Genomic DNA, 13,807 nt, shown 5'->3' with positions numbered 1-13,807 from the left:
CGCGTCCCTCTTATTCGCCGACATCTAAGCACAGGTATTTGATACTTAAGTAGTCTTCAATACCATATCGAGACCCTTCTTTACCTAGCCCTGATTGTTTAACCCCACCAAATGGTGCCACTTCATTAGAAATCAACCCTGTATTGATCCCCACCATGCCACTTTGCAGTTTTTCAGCGACGCGATAAACACGGTTCACATTACGGGAGAAGAAGTAAGCCGCGAGTCCATAAATGGTATTATTTGCTCGCGTAATAACTTCATTTTCATCAGTAAAGCGGATCAACGTTGCGATAGGTCCAAAGATTTCCTCGTGCACAATGTCCATCGAATCATCAACATCCACCAGCACTTTTGGATTAAAAAAATGACCTTGCTCTTTGATTTCATTTCCCAATACCAACTGTTTTGCACCTTTTGCCAATGCGTCTTGCAATAGTGCATTCATGCCTTCAATAGCCCGCGTGGTAATCATTGGTCCAATATCTGTACCAGCATCCGCCCCGTTTCCAACTTTCAACTTGGCGACTTCTGCAACAAACTTGGTCTTAAATTCGTCGAAAATAGCATCATGAAGGTAGAAACGGTTTACGCAAACACAGGTTTGGCCGCCATTACGGAATTTCGCTTGAACTGCACTGCTCACCGCTTTATCAATGTCCGCATCCTCGAACACAATAAACGGTGCATTACCGCCAAGCTCTAACGACGTTTTCTTGATGGTTGATGCACATTGTTCTGATAGCACACGACCGACTTGTGTTGAACCTGTAAATGAAAACTTGCTGATAAGCTCATGTTTTGTCAGCCTTTCCCCTAAAACTCGAGAATCCCCAGTGATGACGTTAAATATCCCTGCTGGAATACCGGCTTCATCCGCCAGCTGCGCTAATGCGAGAGCAGTAAAAGGTGTTTCTGTTGCAGGCTTAATAATGATGCTACAACCCGCGGCCAAAGCGGGGGCGGCTTTTCGCGTGATCATCGCCGCTGGGAAATTCCACGGCGTGATAGCGCTACAGACACCAATCGGCTGTTTTATCGTTGAAATACGGTTGCTACCAACAGTTTGGGGGATGGTTTCCCCATACACACGCTTACCTTCTTCCGCAAACCACTCAATAAAAGAGGCTGCATAGCGAATTTCTCCTTTAGCTTCGTGCAGCGGCTTACCTTGTTCGAGGGTCATGATCAGGCCAAGATCATCAACATTGGCTTCGATCAACTCAAACCAACGGCGTAAAATGATCGAACGTGCTTTCGCGGTCAATTGTTTCCAACTTTCCATTGCACCGTAAGCCTGTTCAATAGCGTCATCCACTTGTGCTGCCGTTAGGCTGGGAATAGTCCCCAGCACAGATTGATCAGCAGGATTCGTCACAGAAATTTTTTTATCTGAATCAACCCATTGCCCATTAATATAACAAGACTGACGAAAAAGCGTCGGGTGAGTGACTGTCTGCATATGTGACGGCTCCTTTCATTATTCTTCGGTATGTGCACCAGCAACAATTTTGTGGAAATGCGCCACACCGTGCTCACTGATCCCACTGCGTTGTCTGTCGGCCATAATGCGTCCTTGACCACGGTAGCCCCGCGATCTCAGCCCTTTTTGAACACTTTCAACTAAGCGCAAATCTTCTGGGCGGAACACGGTGCGATACCATTCCACTAAGTTTTTCTGGTACTCAGTCAATTCTTCATTAAGGAAATAAATATCATAGTGTTGCAAGGTCTCCCCAGCGTTCACAGGGAACTCATAGATAACCGTCATGAAGTCTCCTCCTGGCGGCATATTGAACATGGTGCTTGGCCAAATCCAAAAACCAAAGAAGCGCGGGTCTAAAACGGATTCATCAAACTGATAAGAAGATTCAGACGGTTTTGCTTTACCAATTTGTACCGTCCAATTATCCAGAAGTTGGTGCTCGTAAACATTCACATCCACAGAACTGGCGAAACTGACGTGGTTGGTAGGGCAGTGATAGCATTCAATATAGTTATCAACAATGGTCTTCCAGTTAGCTGGCGTATGACTAACAAAACGTGCTGCCAATTTTAAATCGCTAATCACCGCACAAGCTTCTTGCATTTTTTCAGCGAGGCCAGGTAATTGCTCTTCGATCGGTTGCGGCTCACCCACGGTCATATTCACATAAATAAACCCTGCATGTTCAATCACATGAAAGCTGCTAAGTGACATCGCATCAGACTCAAAGTTATTCACATTTTCACAGTTTGTCGCATGCGCTAACTGACCATCGAGTTTGAAAGCCCACGCATGGTAAGGGCAAGTAATTACATTTTTAACTTTACCGCTATCACCGCTAATTAATTGGTGACCACGATGTGGGCACACATTATAAAAACCACGTAAAACATCATCACGACCACGCACAATCACTAAGCTTTCACCGATCAATTCACGGGTGATATAGGAATTTTTTTCTTTAACTTCACTAACGTGGGCAACACAAACCCATGAGTTAGCAAAGATTTTTTCTTTTTCATATTCAAAAATATCATTAGATGTGTAATAACGCGCAGGGATTGTCCATGCGTTATCAATATCAAGGTGATCATTAATCGAAATGACTTTAGCTGCATTGCTCATAATTGCCCTCACTTATGTAAACTTATAGTTAACATCTTTTTTATGGATGTTAACGAAGATCGCATAAATGATCAAACAAAATATTGCGCAATATTCAAACAATATTTTATTTCATAATTAAATCATGCGGTTAAATGATATTAAATCAAACCAACTGTTAATAATTGGTTAATTACTTGTTGACTACACAATCTTTGCATGGCTATTCTCTGTAAACCCAAAGTAACCACAATTAGCTGTACCCTTAAAAAATAAACAGGCATTCCCTGCAAGCCAACTCTCATAAAAGACAAAAAATAAGTGAGCAACTGGAGAAGAGGTATGATGAATCATAAGAAATCCGTATTTTACGTGTCGTTAGCCATTAGCTTGGCTATCATCAGTGTGGGCGCATTTATCCCCGACAAACTGGAAGCATTTTCACATTCTGCTCTGAGCTTTATCTATAACAACCTAGGTTGGTTCATTCTGGGCTCTGTTTTTATCTTTTTTAGTTTCTGCATGTTCCTTGGTTTTTCTAAATTCGGTCATATTCGTCTTGGCGATGACAGCGATAAACCCGAATACAGTACGGTGACATGGATTGCCATGCTATTCAGCGCATCTATTGGTATCAGCTTGATGTTCTGGGGAGTTGCAGAACCTGTTTCCTACTACATCAGTCCACCCATTGGCCAAGGCTCAACTGAGCAATCCGCAAAATCAGCGATGCAGTATGTTTACCTTCATTGGGGCGTTTCCGCATGGGCCTGTTACGCACTGGTCGGTGTCGCTTTAGGGTATTTTCAATTTAGAAAAAAGCTACCTTCATCAATTAGTTCCGTTTTCTATCCCTTAATTGGCGATCGAATTTATGGTTCTGTCGGTAAGCTAATTAATGTGTTAGTGATGCTTTCCGTTGTGATTGGCATCGCCACATCATTGGGGTTTGGTACACTGCAAGTTAACAGTGGCATGAACTACTTATGGGGGCTTCCAATTAGCATTTACGTGCAAATTGGGTTAATTGCAGTTATCACTGTTGTTTATATCGCATCAACCATCTCTGGATTACAAGGGGCGATTAAACACCTATCGAACCTGAATATCATCCTCGCATTAGCATTGATGGCATTTATCTTTATCTCTGGTCCAACTCAAACCATCTTAAAAGTGTTGTTCCAAGGTATTGGCGATTACGTACAAAACTTTGTCAGTATGTCATTTCGTACTGAGCCTTATAATGACGGTACTTGGATTGCTAACTGGACACTGTTTTACTTCGGCTGGTGGATTGCTTGGGCACCATTAGTCGGTAGCTTTGTCGCGCGTATTTCGAAAGGGCGAACCATTAAAGAATTTATGATTGGTGCAGTATTTATTCCAGTATTAAGTGCCTTTGCATGGTTTGCCGTAATGGGCGGATCGGCTATTCATTTAATTCAAAACTTAGGGCAAACAGCACTCGCGGATGCAGTGAAAACCGATGTGACATCAGCGTTATTTAAATTCTTAGATTATTTCCCTGCATCTACTTTCATTAGTGTACTTGCCATTGCATTGGTGTTGATCTTCTTTATTACTTCAGCGAACTCGGCGGTGTTTGTTTTGGGCATGGTCAGTGAAAATGGTAATCCTAACCCATCCCACATCACCAAAACAATTTGGGGTGTTGTGATTGCCGCGATTGCGGTTGTACTCATCATGACGGGCGGGTTATCAGGATTACAATCAGCGCTAGTTGCTATGGCAGTCCCTCTTTCCATGATGATGCTGTTAATGTGTTATTCCACTTATAAAGGGCTGAACGAAGAAGTGAATGCACAGGTCGCAGTCCAAAGACAGACAAAAGAAGATCTCTCAATGGCCAATGAACCTGTATTACCCGAAAAATAGTTAAAAAATGAATTTATAGTCGCTCAACAATAAAAACCCCAGAACATTTGGTATGTGCTGGGGTTTTTTACTCGCTTTCAGGAGCAACTATTGGGAGCCAAACAGTGTGAGCGCTAAGACTAATGCGTCTTCTCGGCCTTTTTTAGCAGGGTAATAGTCTTTTCGTACAGTGACTTCATGAAAACCGAGCTTTTCATACAAATGCAATGCAGAAGCATTTGATTCTCGGACTTCTAACCAAAGCGTCATAATGCCTTTATTCATCAGCTCACTAATCAACTGTTCTAGCAATAAACGCCCATATCCCTTGCCTTGGTAATCAGGGTGAATAGCGATATTAAATAGTGTTGCCTCATCCAGAACACATTGCGTTATCGCATAACCAACAATCTGATTATTAATAGAAATTTTTAGGTTATGATACTTTTCCCCTTGATTCCCATAAAAAACTCGCTCAGTCCATGGAAAATCATGGCTTAACTTCTCAATTAAGAAGGCAGTAGCAAGATCAGATTGCTTTAGTGTTGAAATTTTCATCATATTGATAAATTTGTTTCCATAGTGCCTGTTTGGCGCTGATACTCGTCATAAGCTCAGACAAAACAGGTGAAAAGTACGTCATTTTTGAACCTTCTGGATGGGTTTCCCCCCCGAGAACCCAACAAGGAATTGTTATTGGTGTTGGGATTAAATTCAGCTGCTCAGAATTAATGCAAACCACATCATCTTGTGCAATTCGCATTGAAAGAAAAATATCTTTTAACAGCTGGCTATTTAAATCAAGGTTCTCATCAGTAATAATAATAAGCTTAGTCGACGCTGGGATCCTGACACCACGTTCACCACGTAACACAGCTGGATTTCTCACCATCCATTGAGTGATCCCCATTTGTTCTAAAAGCCTGTCACGTCGTGTCATTTATTTTTCCAGTCGCTATTTTACAACCCCATCTTATCAAAGGGGATTAATAGCGCCAACAGAGCAATGCGATTTCTCGCATTTCTGGTATGGTGTTAGCAGTTTTTATCATTTTAGGAGATTGACAGAATATGTCATTACTGACACCGGCCAGTGAAGTTATCCAGCGCCATCTTGAGCATTTTACGGATCGTCATGTCATTTTGGCTGGTGACATTCAGGATGAATTGGCTGCCACTCTCGAAGCAGCAAGTGTTCGCGTCGTAACAAATCAATACCATCGTTGGAAAAACCTGCAGCCTTTGATGGGCGAAATGGTTTTATTTTCATCAACCACACCCGCTGAATTTATTCAGCCTTGCGATACATTGATTTACTTCTGGCAAAAAAATAAACAAGAAGCTTGCTTCCAACTGGACGATCTGTGCACCCATCTTGCTGCGGGTAGTCAAATTTTTATTGTTGGCGAAAACCGCAGTGGCGTCAAAAGCGCAGAATCCATCATGGAAGGTATCGCGACCTTACAAAAAATCGACTCGGCCCGCCGTTGTGGATTGTATTATGGTGAATTAGAGCAACCAACCACCTTTGATATTGCACGCTGGTGGCGTCACTATGATCTTGATACGGTTAGAATTAATGCACTACCTGGCGTGTTTAGTCATAATGAGTTAGATATCGGCAGTGATTTACTGCTTTCAACATTAACAGAGCCAATGAAAGGCGATGTTCTCGACCTCGCTTGTGGTAATGGTGTTCTTGCAACCGTCATTGGAACGCAAAACCCTGATGTTAAGCTGACGTTAAGCGATGTTAGCGCCTCCGCATTAGACTCCGCAGCCTCAACACTTGAAGCGAACAAACTCACGGGAGTCGTCATTGCAAGTGATGCCTATTCAGATATTCACGACAAATTCGATTGGATTATCTCTAACCCACCTTTCCATGATGGGCTAAACACCAGCTACAGTGCCGTTGAAAACATGATTTACCAAGCCCCTAAATTCCTGAAAAAAGGCGGTCACTTGCGCATTGTTGCCAATGCATTTTTACCTTACCCAGACTTATTAGATAAAGCCTTTGGTAGCCATGAAGTGCTAGCAAAAACAGGTAAATTCAAGGTATACCAAGCCACGAAACGCTAGTTAATGACCCTATTATCGTGCAATTTAGCGGTCAGCCTCATAGGCTGGCCGTTTTTTAATCAAAAAAAAATAGATGATTAAAAAAATATTGACGTCCGCTAAAATTAGCCTAAAATCCGCTGCGTATTATCGCTGTAAGAAAAGTTAGATTTGGCATTGCGAGGGTGGCGGAATTGGTAGACGCGCTAGCTTCAGGTGTTAGTGTCCTATGGACGTGGGGGTTCAAGTCCCCCCTTTCGCACCACTAACTTTAGATAAACACAGTAGTTCAGCATTGACGAAACAGTATTGCGAGGGTGGCGGAATTGGTAGACGCGCTAGCTTCAGGTGTTAGTGTCCTTCGGACGTGGGGGTTCAAGTCCCCCCTTTCGCACCACTGGTCAATGAATGTTATTTCCCCAGCAGCCTTGCGCGCATTTTTCTGAAATCTTCCCAGATTGCATTCAGCTCAATTAACACTTTCGCAAATCAAACTACCTTTGCAACACAAAAGCCATCAAAAAGCACAGTAATGAAACTACAGCTGGAATAATCAATAAACGGCGAGAGCCGCGATTAAATAACATCCCCGCCGTTGCGATCATCATAGTGATCATCACCACTCTTAGGTTATCAAAACCCATATTGCTGAGGACATAAGCAATGCTTAGCAATACCACGGCAAAGACACCCCATAGGCCAGCGCCTATACGCCGTAAACCTGCGGTTTTTGATATGCTAGTTGGCATAGTGACCTCAATAATCTTAAATGATAATGATTATCAATCATATCTAATTTTTAGTAAATTTCAATCGTTTTTCTGCGAAAACACCCCTAAATTAACACGATTTTTACAAAATAGATAACTTAAGAAAACCAATAAACAAAATGAATATCTTCTGGTTCCAGGGCAAACAGCTCTGGGTCTGGTGTTTCAATCAAACCACATCCCATGTATTGGTAAAAATGCACCGTATTTTCAGATGGCGTTGCAGAGATATACAGCCCCTTCGCCCCTTTTTGAGTCGCAATATCTACACATTGTTGAAATAACATTCCCGCAATCCCCTTGCCTCGATATGCATGGCTCACGTGTAAAAAGGATAACTGCAGTAAATTCTTTTGCTCCCCTCGCCAAATATTATCCACGCTTGCAGCCGCAATGATTTTTCCTTGTTCGAAGACACCCAGAAAAATAGCACCTTGGTCATAACTGTCTAATAAATGTGGGGTATAAGCCTCGGGCTCGCCTTCTGGCCAGCCTTTCATATCAAAGCGCTGCTTCGAAAGCACCAGTTTGCCCTCTTGGTGTAAATAAAGGTGTTCAATTAATTCAGTGCGATCGATTGACCAAACAGAAGGGATTTCATCTCGTTGTAATTCGCGGATTTCTCTCATGATCTTATTCTCATTATCAGCGCCAATATAAACGCTCTTTATTATTATCAGGTGAATTTGTTTTCCAAGATAACCGATAAAAAAATAAGTTCAACCATTTCAATAAGCTATTAAGGCAAGGTTGAAATAAAAGCAAGATATTCAAAAGAGATGGGAACATAAAATAAAAAATTCCCCACAACATCCATATTGCGGAGAATTTACACTACAGGGTTGGTTTATTGCTTCAATCCCATTGCATCACGCATGGTAAAGAACAAATCGGTTTGGTCAGTCAGACCCATCACATTCGCAGCGTGTGGACCATAAGCCGCAACACGCAGCTGAGCACCAGTATGCTCTTGTGAATCATCTTCCTCAGAGTTACCGTAATTCACCACCATCACAGAGCCGTCTTTGGTAATCAACGCTTGAGTTAACCCCGTTGATTTCGTGCCTTCTGGAATAATTTGGCTTGAATGTGAATGGTCAGCAGTCACAATAACTAATGTATCACCATGTTTTTTCGCGAAATCTAAGCCCACTTGAACCGCTTGGTCAAGAGCAACCGTTTCACCAATTTGGCCGCATGGGTTGGCTTTATGATCTTGTTTATCGATAGATGCACTTTCAACTTGTAAGAAGAAACCATTTGGATTGACTTCTAACAGGTCAATAGCCTTTTGCGTCATTTGCGCTAGCGTTGGTGCGTTTGGATCTAATTTTGGATTCGGCTTACACTCCAGCGGAGCATTGTTGATGTTGCCATAGTGCACCGCCTTTGGCCCTTCCCACGCGACTGTCATGTTGCCATCGTGGAATAGTCCAAGTAGAGGTTTGTCTTGGTTTGCCAGTTTTATATCGTTCAGCGACTTCGCATCACGCACAATAGTATAACCGCGCTCAATCGCTTGTTGCTCAAGCGTCTTACCTTTATAGTCACCCGCTTTCGCTTCTTGTTTAAAGCTCTTCGCACCACCGCCCAACGTCACATCCGCACGGGTTACCAATAACTGTTCAGAAATCGAACCACGACCACCATTTTCAAGGGCATTGGTTCCACATTTTTCTGAAGTTTCTTCTGGGCCGTAACATTTACGTGCCGTCACGTGGGAGAATTGCGCCGCTGGCGTTGCATCTTGGATCTCAGAGGTCGTCACGTTACCTGTCGCTTTACCGTTACGTTTAGCGATTTCAATTAATGTTTCGTGGTCTTTACCAAAGACGTCTACCCCTAAAGCCCCATTGTAGGTTTTCACCCCAGAAGACCATGCTGTAGCGGATGCCGCTGAATCTGTGACGTAATCAGGCTTTTGCGTCTTTTTATCTAGCGCATAATGCGTATATTGCCCTGTAATTGGCAATGCATCGATACCTTTAAAGAATCCAGAAGCCCCTTCTGCATAGTTACGTGCAACGGTGATTTCTGAATCACCCATGCCATCACCAATAAATAAAATCACGTTTTTTGCTTTGCCATTATGTAATGCGGCTTTCATGATATCCGTTTGCTCGGTCGCTAAGCGACGTGCACCACCAAACTTGGTGATATCACCTTGTGCTGCGCGGTTTTCTGAAACTGCATCATTTTTATCCGCTGCATAAGCTGGAAGGGTGCTACCTAACATTAATGTGCTGACTGTGACAGCTAAAAGGGATTTCATAAAATTACCAGTCATAACTGTTTTCCTTGCCAATCAATAATGAAAAAAGAGGAAGTATGCTTCAAATAATGACAGGCATGCTAAAGTAACCAGATGACAGTTGAATGACGCTTTTATGGCGAAATGAAGACGATTGTCATAAATGTGAAAAAAGCAGCGCATTATCCGCTGCTTTTTTATTGAAATTAACGCGCTATTACCACTGAGAAGACAGTTGTTTAGTGCCTTCGTATAATGTTTCGCACCAAGAAACATAATCGTGCCCGCTGGGTAATTCAATGGCATCCACTAAATAACCTTTATGTTTCAACACTTCTAATAACTGATAATGATTTTGAATGATCCCGCCCCAGCTTCCTCGTTGCTCAAATAAGCCTGCTTCGAGGAAAAAGCGAATAGGCTTCGGTGGCATCGTTTCTATTTCACTGATTAACCATTCAGGATCTTCCCCTTTTGGCGCCCACCAATAAGACCCTGACATACTCAGCACATTGCCAAATATTTCAGGGTGTTGTAGTGCATTCCACGTTGCCCCTAACCCTCCAAAACTTGATCCAGCAATAATGGTATGTTCCGCTTTCGCATCAATACCTTTTTTCGCCAATTGCGGCATTAATTCATCCACCAGCAATTGCGGGAAAAGCGTGTTCGGAGGCAGTTCTTCGCCACGCCTATCAGAGCTAATACTGTCGACAAACACAATATTCATTGGTGGGAGAGAGCCCTCGTTCATCCAGCTATCAAAAAATTTCGCCATTTGATAAGTATGAAGATAGATTTGCCCATCCAAAAGTACCAATAACGCAGGCTGTTTCATCTGAATATTTGGGCGGTATACCGTAATTTGCCGCTCATTATTCAAAATTTGGCTAGATAAGGTAAAGGTTTCTAACTGCCCTTGAATGTGTTTTTTTTCAATAGCAGGAAATTGACACTGGCGAATATTCGGTGCCAGTGATAGCAAGGAAAAGCGATTATATTTATCCGTTGAGCCAGAAGGGATACTTTGTGAGTTGTAAGGGTCAGCCTGGGCGGTGACTAAAATGGCTTTGCGCTGTGCAAAACCGCCTTCAGGTACGGTAGGGATATCAGGGGCAATTTTATATTGAGTTAATGTATCCGCTGGAATGATGAAGGAACGGTGCCAAATATCCGTTCCTTCTATTTGCGCCATTCTTTCATGATTACCCGAAGGCGCTCCTAAAATATACGCATTGGACTTTGCTCCGCGCCATAAAAATGTCGCTCGTTTTTGTCGACCTGCAAGGTCTTCAATAAGCGGCGTCCCTTGCTTGGCAACCTCCTGCCAAAACGCATTAGTATCACCATGATGATAATGTTCATTGAGCAGGCTTTGTAGTTTAGGGCTAATGTGCTCGTTATCTTTTTTAATCTCTAAAGGCTGATAGTCACTCACATCAAACTGTAATTGCCATGATTTACCTGGAGAGCCTTGTAAATCGAGGTAATACACACCATTTGTCGGCACGATGTAATCAGCTGTATGCGGTTCTTTGTCGGAACCATATGCCTGTAATACACGGACAGGCTGCTTGTCAGCATTTAATAAAACAACCTGAGAGAACCCCTCACCGCGCTGCTTAATAAAATCTTGCTGCAAAGCCTCAAAATAAACGCAGCTATGGCCTTCGCTATCATGTACGCCTTCCACAGAAGAAAGCTCACCTAAACGAATGCAGTCAGATTGCGTTGCCATCGCTGCACAGGAAAACAAAATACAACCTAAAAGCGGCAAAGATTTCACATCTAATTCCAAGGAGTCAACTGATAATAATTATTACTATCAAAAAACCTTTTTAAACTCAATGGGTAGCGGTATGTTTTTCCATCAATTGGTTAATCAGCTGAAGTGAACTGAGTAACCGGTATCGCTGCGTTGGCGCTATTTTCAAGTAACGCCTTGTTGCTGGAACGCGGCTAACAAGTTCCGATGCGGTAAAGGGCTCGATTTCACAACGCCAGTGACCATGGCTCAAAGTTATTTGGCATGAATTAAAATCTAACTCTTCCAGTGTCTCTCTAATAATTGGATAAGCATTCAGCCAACCAATCACTTTTTGCCCATCGGGTTGCTTCGACACAAAATGAATGTGTTTTTTTCTCACGCTACCACGCGTTTTCACGACAATTTTTGCATTTAAATTTTCATCACAAAAACCTGACACTGAAAAACGGCTGTACACAATAAACGCGAGGAAGAGTTTTCTAACGCGCTCAGTGACGTCAATGGTCAACGAAGGTTGCGGCAGAATAAGGAGCACGCCTGGTGCTCTCCACTCACATGGATAAGGCGCCATATCCCGCTCAATTCGATTTAACGTTAACCCGGCTTGGTAACCTGTTGGTAACCGTTTTTTCGTTAAGCCTCCCAATCGCTGTAATAGCGAAGGTTTAGGCGAGGTGACGTAATGGCTCAAGTTGTACCTCCTCATTTTCTTCATCTCTAAATGAATTAGACAGAACAACTTCAACATCAACGGGTTTGAACGGATTGACCTTCTGAACAAATACTGTCCAAATCAGTGCATAACTGGCCGTTAAACCTAACATTATCGCAAACGGAATATACACATCAGACTTATTCATACCTGGCGGTGTGATATACACAATCGCTAAAATAATCCCGACACTCGAAATAATTTGAGGAATTGGGAAAAACGGCGAGCGGTAAGCTCGGTGTAAATCAGGGCGGCGAATACGCAATAGCACCACGGAAATAGTCACTAATAAATACGCAGTTCCCCAAGAACACACTGCCGCTAGCACCAGAGGAATAATACGGTCAAGATCACCTTGGATAGCAAAAGCATGTAAACATGGGATCATCACAGCCACTAAAATACCGAATACGGGTGTTTTAAAACGTGGGTGCAAATACGTGAAGATGCGCGGTAATGCACCATCTAGTGCCATGCCATATAAAATACGCGGCACAGCAGCCATCAGTGTATTAATGGTTGCCCCACCCGCTAATAACAGTGCGACACCAATCCAGTATTTACCAAATTCCCCCATGACTCGCTCTGCAAACGCAGGGATTGCCATCGGTGTTTCCAATAAGCGCGTGCCTGTTTGTGGGTCAACCACCACGTTTTCCACTTGATTGGCCAGCGCAGCACCAAACAGCACCATACATAAGGCCACGCAGAATAAACCCGTTGTCATGGCGCGAGGGATCACTTTGGCGGAATTTTTAATTTCTGGCGCCATTGGTGTGACAAGCTCACAACCAACAAACATAAACATCGCCATACCCACAAAACTTAAAACCAGTGTTGGATCAGAGATATTTAGCTCTGCACCAAACCACCCCTCCATCGGTACGTTAAACGGTAACATCAAGCCTGTAATACTAAAGATCACCAGTGTTGACCACATGGCGAAAGTCAATACCACTTCAACCTTACCAAACGCTTCAATACCAAAAGCATTTAAGATACCGAAAGTGACAACTAAACCCACACCAACCATCCAAGACGAATTACTGGTTTCCAGTACCGTATTCAGGTGCTCAAAGTTCACTAACGCCATAATCCCCGACAGAATAGTTTCTGCGGTTCCCGCAAAGACATGCACAATCAAATACGCTGATAATGCACCAGTGATAGCCCAGAAGCGCCCCATACCACAAGAAATATAGTCATACACGGAGCCAGAGGTGGGTAAAATCGCCGCGGCCTCTGAAAAAGTGGTGAGCTGTGCCTGCATCATAATGAAGCTCAGTAACACGGCTAATGCAAACGTATCGCCACCAATACCAAACCCACTGGTGACGGTTAAGATAACAGGGCTTGCCATAATCAAGCCCGCGGAACTCGCCAGCGTCGTTGGGAACCCAACTTTCCCCTTTTCGAGATGTGACGTTAATTTTGAGGATAAATTCATTTTGCTTCCCTCTCGCTCTATACGCAGCCATGGATGTGAATTTTTTGTAAAAAAAGCGTGACTACATTGCCACTATAGAAAGAAGCACAAAGAGGCGACCATCGTCCTAAAGAACGATACCCAGAGAGAGGGGAGTTCTTATAACTATTCGAAAAGTACCAAGAAAATCAACAGAAATAAAAATATATACTTTAATATCAATACATAACAATCATTTTGATCATTAATATATTAATAATCAATTAACCAAAGATACCAAATCCTAACAAATCAAGACTGAACCAATTTTTACTTGTTTTAAATACTGTTATCGACCTCACGTTATTAACA

General features: G+C 42.8%; 12 protein-coding genes and 2 tRNA genes. 4 read left to right on the top strand and 10 right to left on the bottom strand.

Features of this window, described 5'->3' with window-relative positions:
* Positions 1 to 10: 10 nt before the first annotated feature.
* Entirely contained in the window at positions 11 to 1,462 is a 1,452-nt protein-coding gene (locus ACE2AL_RS02915; RefSeq protein ID WP_349415717.1) for an NAD-dependent succinate-semialdehyde dehydrogenase, read from the bottom strand.
* Positions 1,463 to 1,480: 18 nt separating this feature from the next.
* Positions 1,481 to 2,611 (bottom strand): aromatic ring-hydroxylating dioxygenase subunit alpha, encoded by a 1,131-nt coding sequence (locus tag ACE2AL_RS02910; RefSeq protein WP_206084480.1) that lies wholly within the window; start codon positions 2,609 to 2,611, stop codon positions 1,481 to 1,483.
* A 321-nt stretch (positions 2,612 to 2,932) separates the two neighbouring features.
* Between ACE2AL_RS02910 and ACE2AL_RS02905 the strand changes: the two genes are divergently transcribed.
* Complete coding sequence (locus ACE2AL_RS02905) at positions 2,933 to 4,486, top strand: BCCT family transporter (RefSeq protein ID WP_206084479.1); 1,554 nt, start codon at positions 2,933 to 2,935, stop codon at positions 4,484 to 4,486.
* Positions 4,487 to 4,573: 87 nt separating this feature from the next.
* Here ACE2AL_RS02905 and rimI read toward each other — a convergent pair whose 3' ends face one another.
* Both rimI and ACE2AL_RS02895 read right to left on the bottom strand, forming a co-directional pair.
* Positions 4,574 to 5,026 (bottom strand): ribosomal protein S18-alanine N-acetyltransferase, encoded by a 453-nt coding sequence (gene rimI / locus ACE2AL_RS02900; protein ID WP_206084478.1) that lies wholly within the window; start codon positions 5,024 to 5,026, stop codon positions 4,574 to 4,576.
* Positions 4,995 to 5,405 carry a DNA polymerase III subunit psi gene (locus ACE2AL_RS02895; protein WP_206084477.1) on the bottom strand — a complete coding sequence of 137 codons (411 nt, stop codon included), beginning with the start codon at positions 5,403 to 5,405 and terminating at the stop codon, positions 4,995 to 4,997. Before ACE2AL_RS02895 ends, rimI begins: the two co-directional genes overlap by 32 nt.
* Positions 5,406 to 5,536: 131 nt before the next feature.
* On the opposite strand from ACE2AL_RS02895, the gene rsmC reads away from it, so the two are divergent.
* The 3 genes from rsmC to ACE2AL_RS02880 all read left to right on the top strand — a co-directional run bounded on the left by rsmC (position 5,537) and on the right by ACE2AL_RS02880 (position 6,926).
* On the top strand, positions 5,537 to 6,550 hold the full coding sequence (rsmC, locus tag ACE2AL_RS02890; protein WP_272538954.1) for a 16S rRNA (guanine(1207)-N(2))-methyltransferase RsmC: 1,014 nt from the start codon (positions 5,537 to 5,539) through the stop codon (positions 6,548 to 6,550).
* Between the two features lie 158 nt (positions 6,551 to 6,708).
* A tRNA-Leu gene (locus ACE2AL_RS02885) sits at positions 6,709 to 6,794 on the top strand.
* Between the two features lie 46 nt (positions 6,795 to 6,840).
* Positions 6,841 to 6,926 (top strand) — tRNA-Leu (locus tag ACE2AL_RS02880).
* Positions 6,927 to 7,023: 97 nt separating this feature from the next.
* Here ACE2AL_RS02880 and ACE2AL_RS02875 read toward each other — a convergent pair.
* The 6 genes from ACE2AL_RS02875 to ACE2AL_RS02850 all read right to left on the bottom strand — a co-directional run bounded on the left by ACE2AL_RS02875 (position 7,024) and on the right by ACE2AL_RS02850 (position 13,477).
* Entirely contained in the window at positions 7,024 to 7,278 is a 255-nt protein-coding gene (locus tag ACE2AL_RS02875) for a DUF1435 family protein (RefSeq protein ID WP_206084475.1), read from the bottom strand.
* Between the two features lie 119 nt (positions 7,279 to 7,397).
* On the bottom strand, positions 7,398 to 7,928 hold the full coding sequence (locus ACE2AL_RS02870; RefSeq protein WP_206084474.1) for a GNAT family N-acetyltransferase: 531 nt from the start codon (positions 7,926 to 7,928) through the stop codon (positions 7,398 to 7,400).
* A gap of 218 nt (positions 7,929 to 8,146) precedes the next feature.
* Positions 8,147 to 9,586, bottom strand: a complete 1,440-nt coding sequence (phoA, locus tag ACE2AL_RS02865) for an alkaline phosphatase (protein WP_206084473.1) — start codon at positions 9,584 to 9,586, stop codon at positions 8,147 to 8,149.
* Between the two features lie 181 nt (positions 9,587 to 9,767).
* The gene (locus tag ACE2AL_RS02860) at positions 9,768 to 11,336 is read right to left on the bottom strand and encodes an alpha/beta hydrolase-fold protein (protein WP_375083955.1); all 1,569 of its coding nucleotides are present in this window, start codon (positions 11,334 to 11,336) and stop codon (positions 9,768 to 9,770) included.
* 58 nt (positions 11,337 to 11,394) lie between these two features.
* Positions 11,395 to 12,009, bottom strand: coding sequence for a DUF3156 family protein (locus ACE2AL_RS02855; protein ID WP_241016849.1), 615 nt, complete (start codon positions 12,007 to 12,009; stop codon positions 11,395 to 11,397).
* Positions 11,984 to 13,477, bottom strand: a complete 1,494-nt coding sequence (locus ACE2AL_RS02850) for an APC family permease (protein ID WP_206084471.1) — start codon at positions 13,475 to 13,477, stop codon at positions 11,984 to 11,986. Before ACE2AL_RS02850 ends, ACE2AL_RS02855 begins: the two co-directional genes overlap by 26 nt.
* Positions 13,478 to 13,807: the final 330 nt, after the last annotated feature.

The organism is Providencia xihuensis (genome assembly GCF_041953405.1).
Lineage (GTDB): Bacteria > Pseudomonadota > Gammaproteobacteria > Enterobacterales > Enterobacteriaceae > Providencia > Providencia vermicola.
The sequence above is the reverse complement of the archived record's forward strand: the minus strand, read 5'-3'. Positions and strand labels throughout refer to the sequence as shown.

Coding starts and splice junctions, on each gene's coding strand:
- ACE2AL_RS02905 (WP_206084479.1), top strand. CDS start 2,933: ATGATGAATCATAAGAAATCCGTATTTTACGTGTCGTTAGCCATTAGC.
- ACE2AL_RS02870 (WP_206084474.1), bottom strand. CDS start 7,928: ATGAGAGAAATCCGCGAATTACAACGAGATGAAATCCCTTCTGTTTGG.
- phoA (WP_206084473.1), bottom strand. CDS start 9,586: ATGACTGGTAATTTTATGAAATCCCTTTTAGCTGTCACAGTCAGCACA.
- ACE2AL_RS02910 (WP_206084480.1), bottom strand. CDS start 2,611: ATGAGCAATGCAGCTAAAGTCATTTCGATTAATGATCACCTTGATATT.
- ACE2AL_RS02850 (WP_206084471.1), bottom strand. CDS start 13,477: ATGAATTTATCCTCAAAATTAACGTCACATCTCGAAAAGGGGAAAGTT.
- rsmC (WP_272538954.1), top strand. CDS start 5,537: ATGTCATTACTGACACCGGCCAGTGAAGTTATCCAGCGCCATCTTGAG.
- ACE2AL_RS02915 (WP_349415717.1), bottom strand. CDS start 1,462: ATGCAGACAGTCACTCACCCGACGCTTTTTCGTCAGTCTTGTTATATT.
- ACE2AL_RS02895 (WP_206084477.1), bottom strand. CDS start 5,405: ATGACACGACGTGACAGGCTTTTAGAACAAATGGGGATCACTCAATGG.
- rimI (WP_206084478.1), bottom strand. CDS start 5,026: ATGATGAAAATTTCAACACTAAAGCAATCTGATCTTGCTACTGCCTTC.
- ACE2AL_RS02875 (WP_206084475.1), bottom strand. CDS start 7,278: ATGCCAACTAGCATATCAAAAACCGCAGGTTTACGGCGTATAGGCGCT.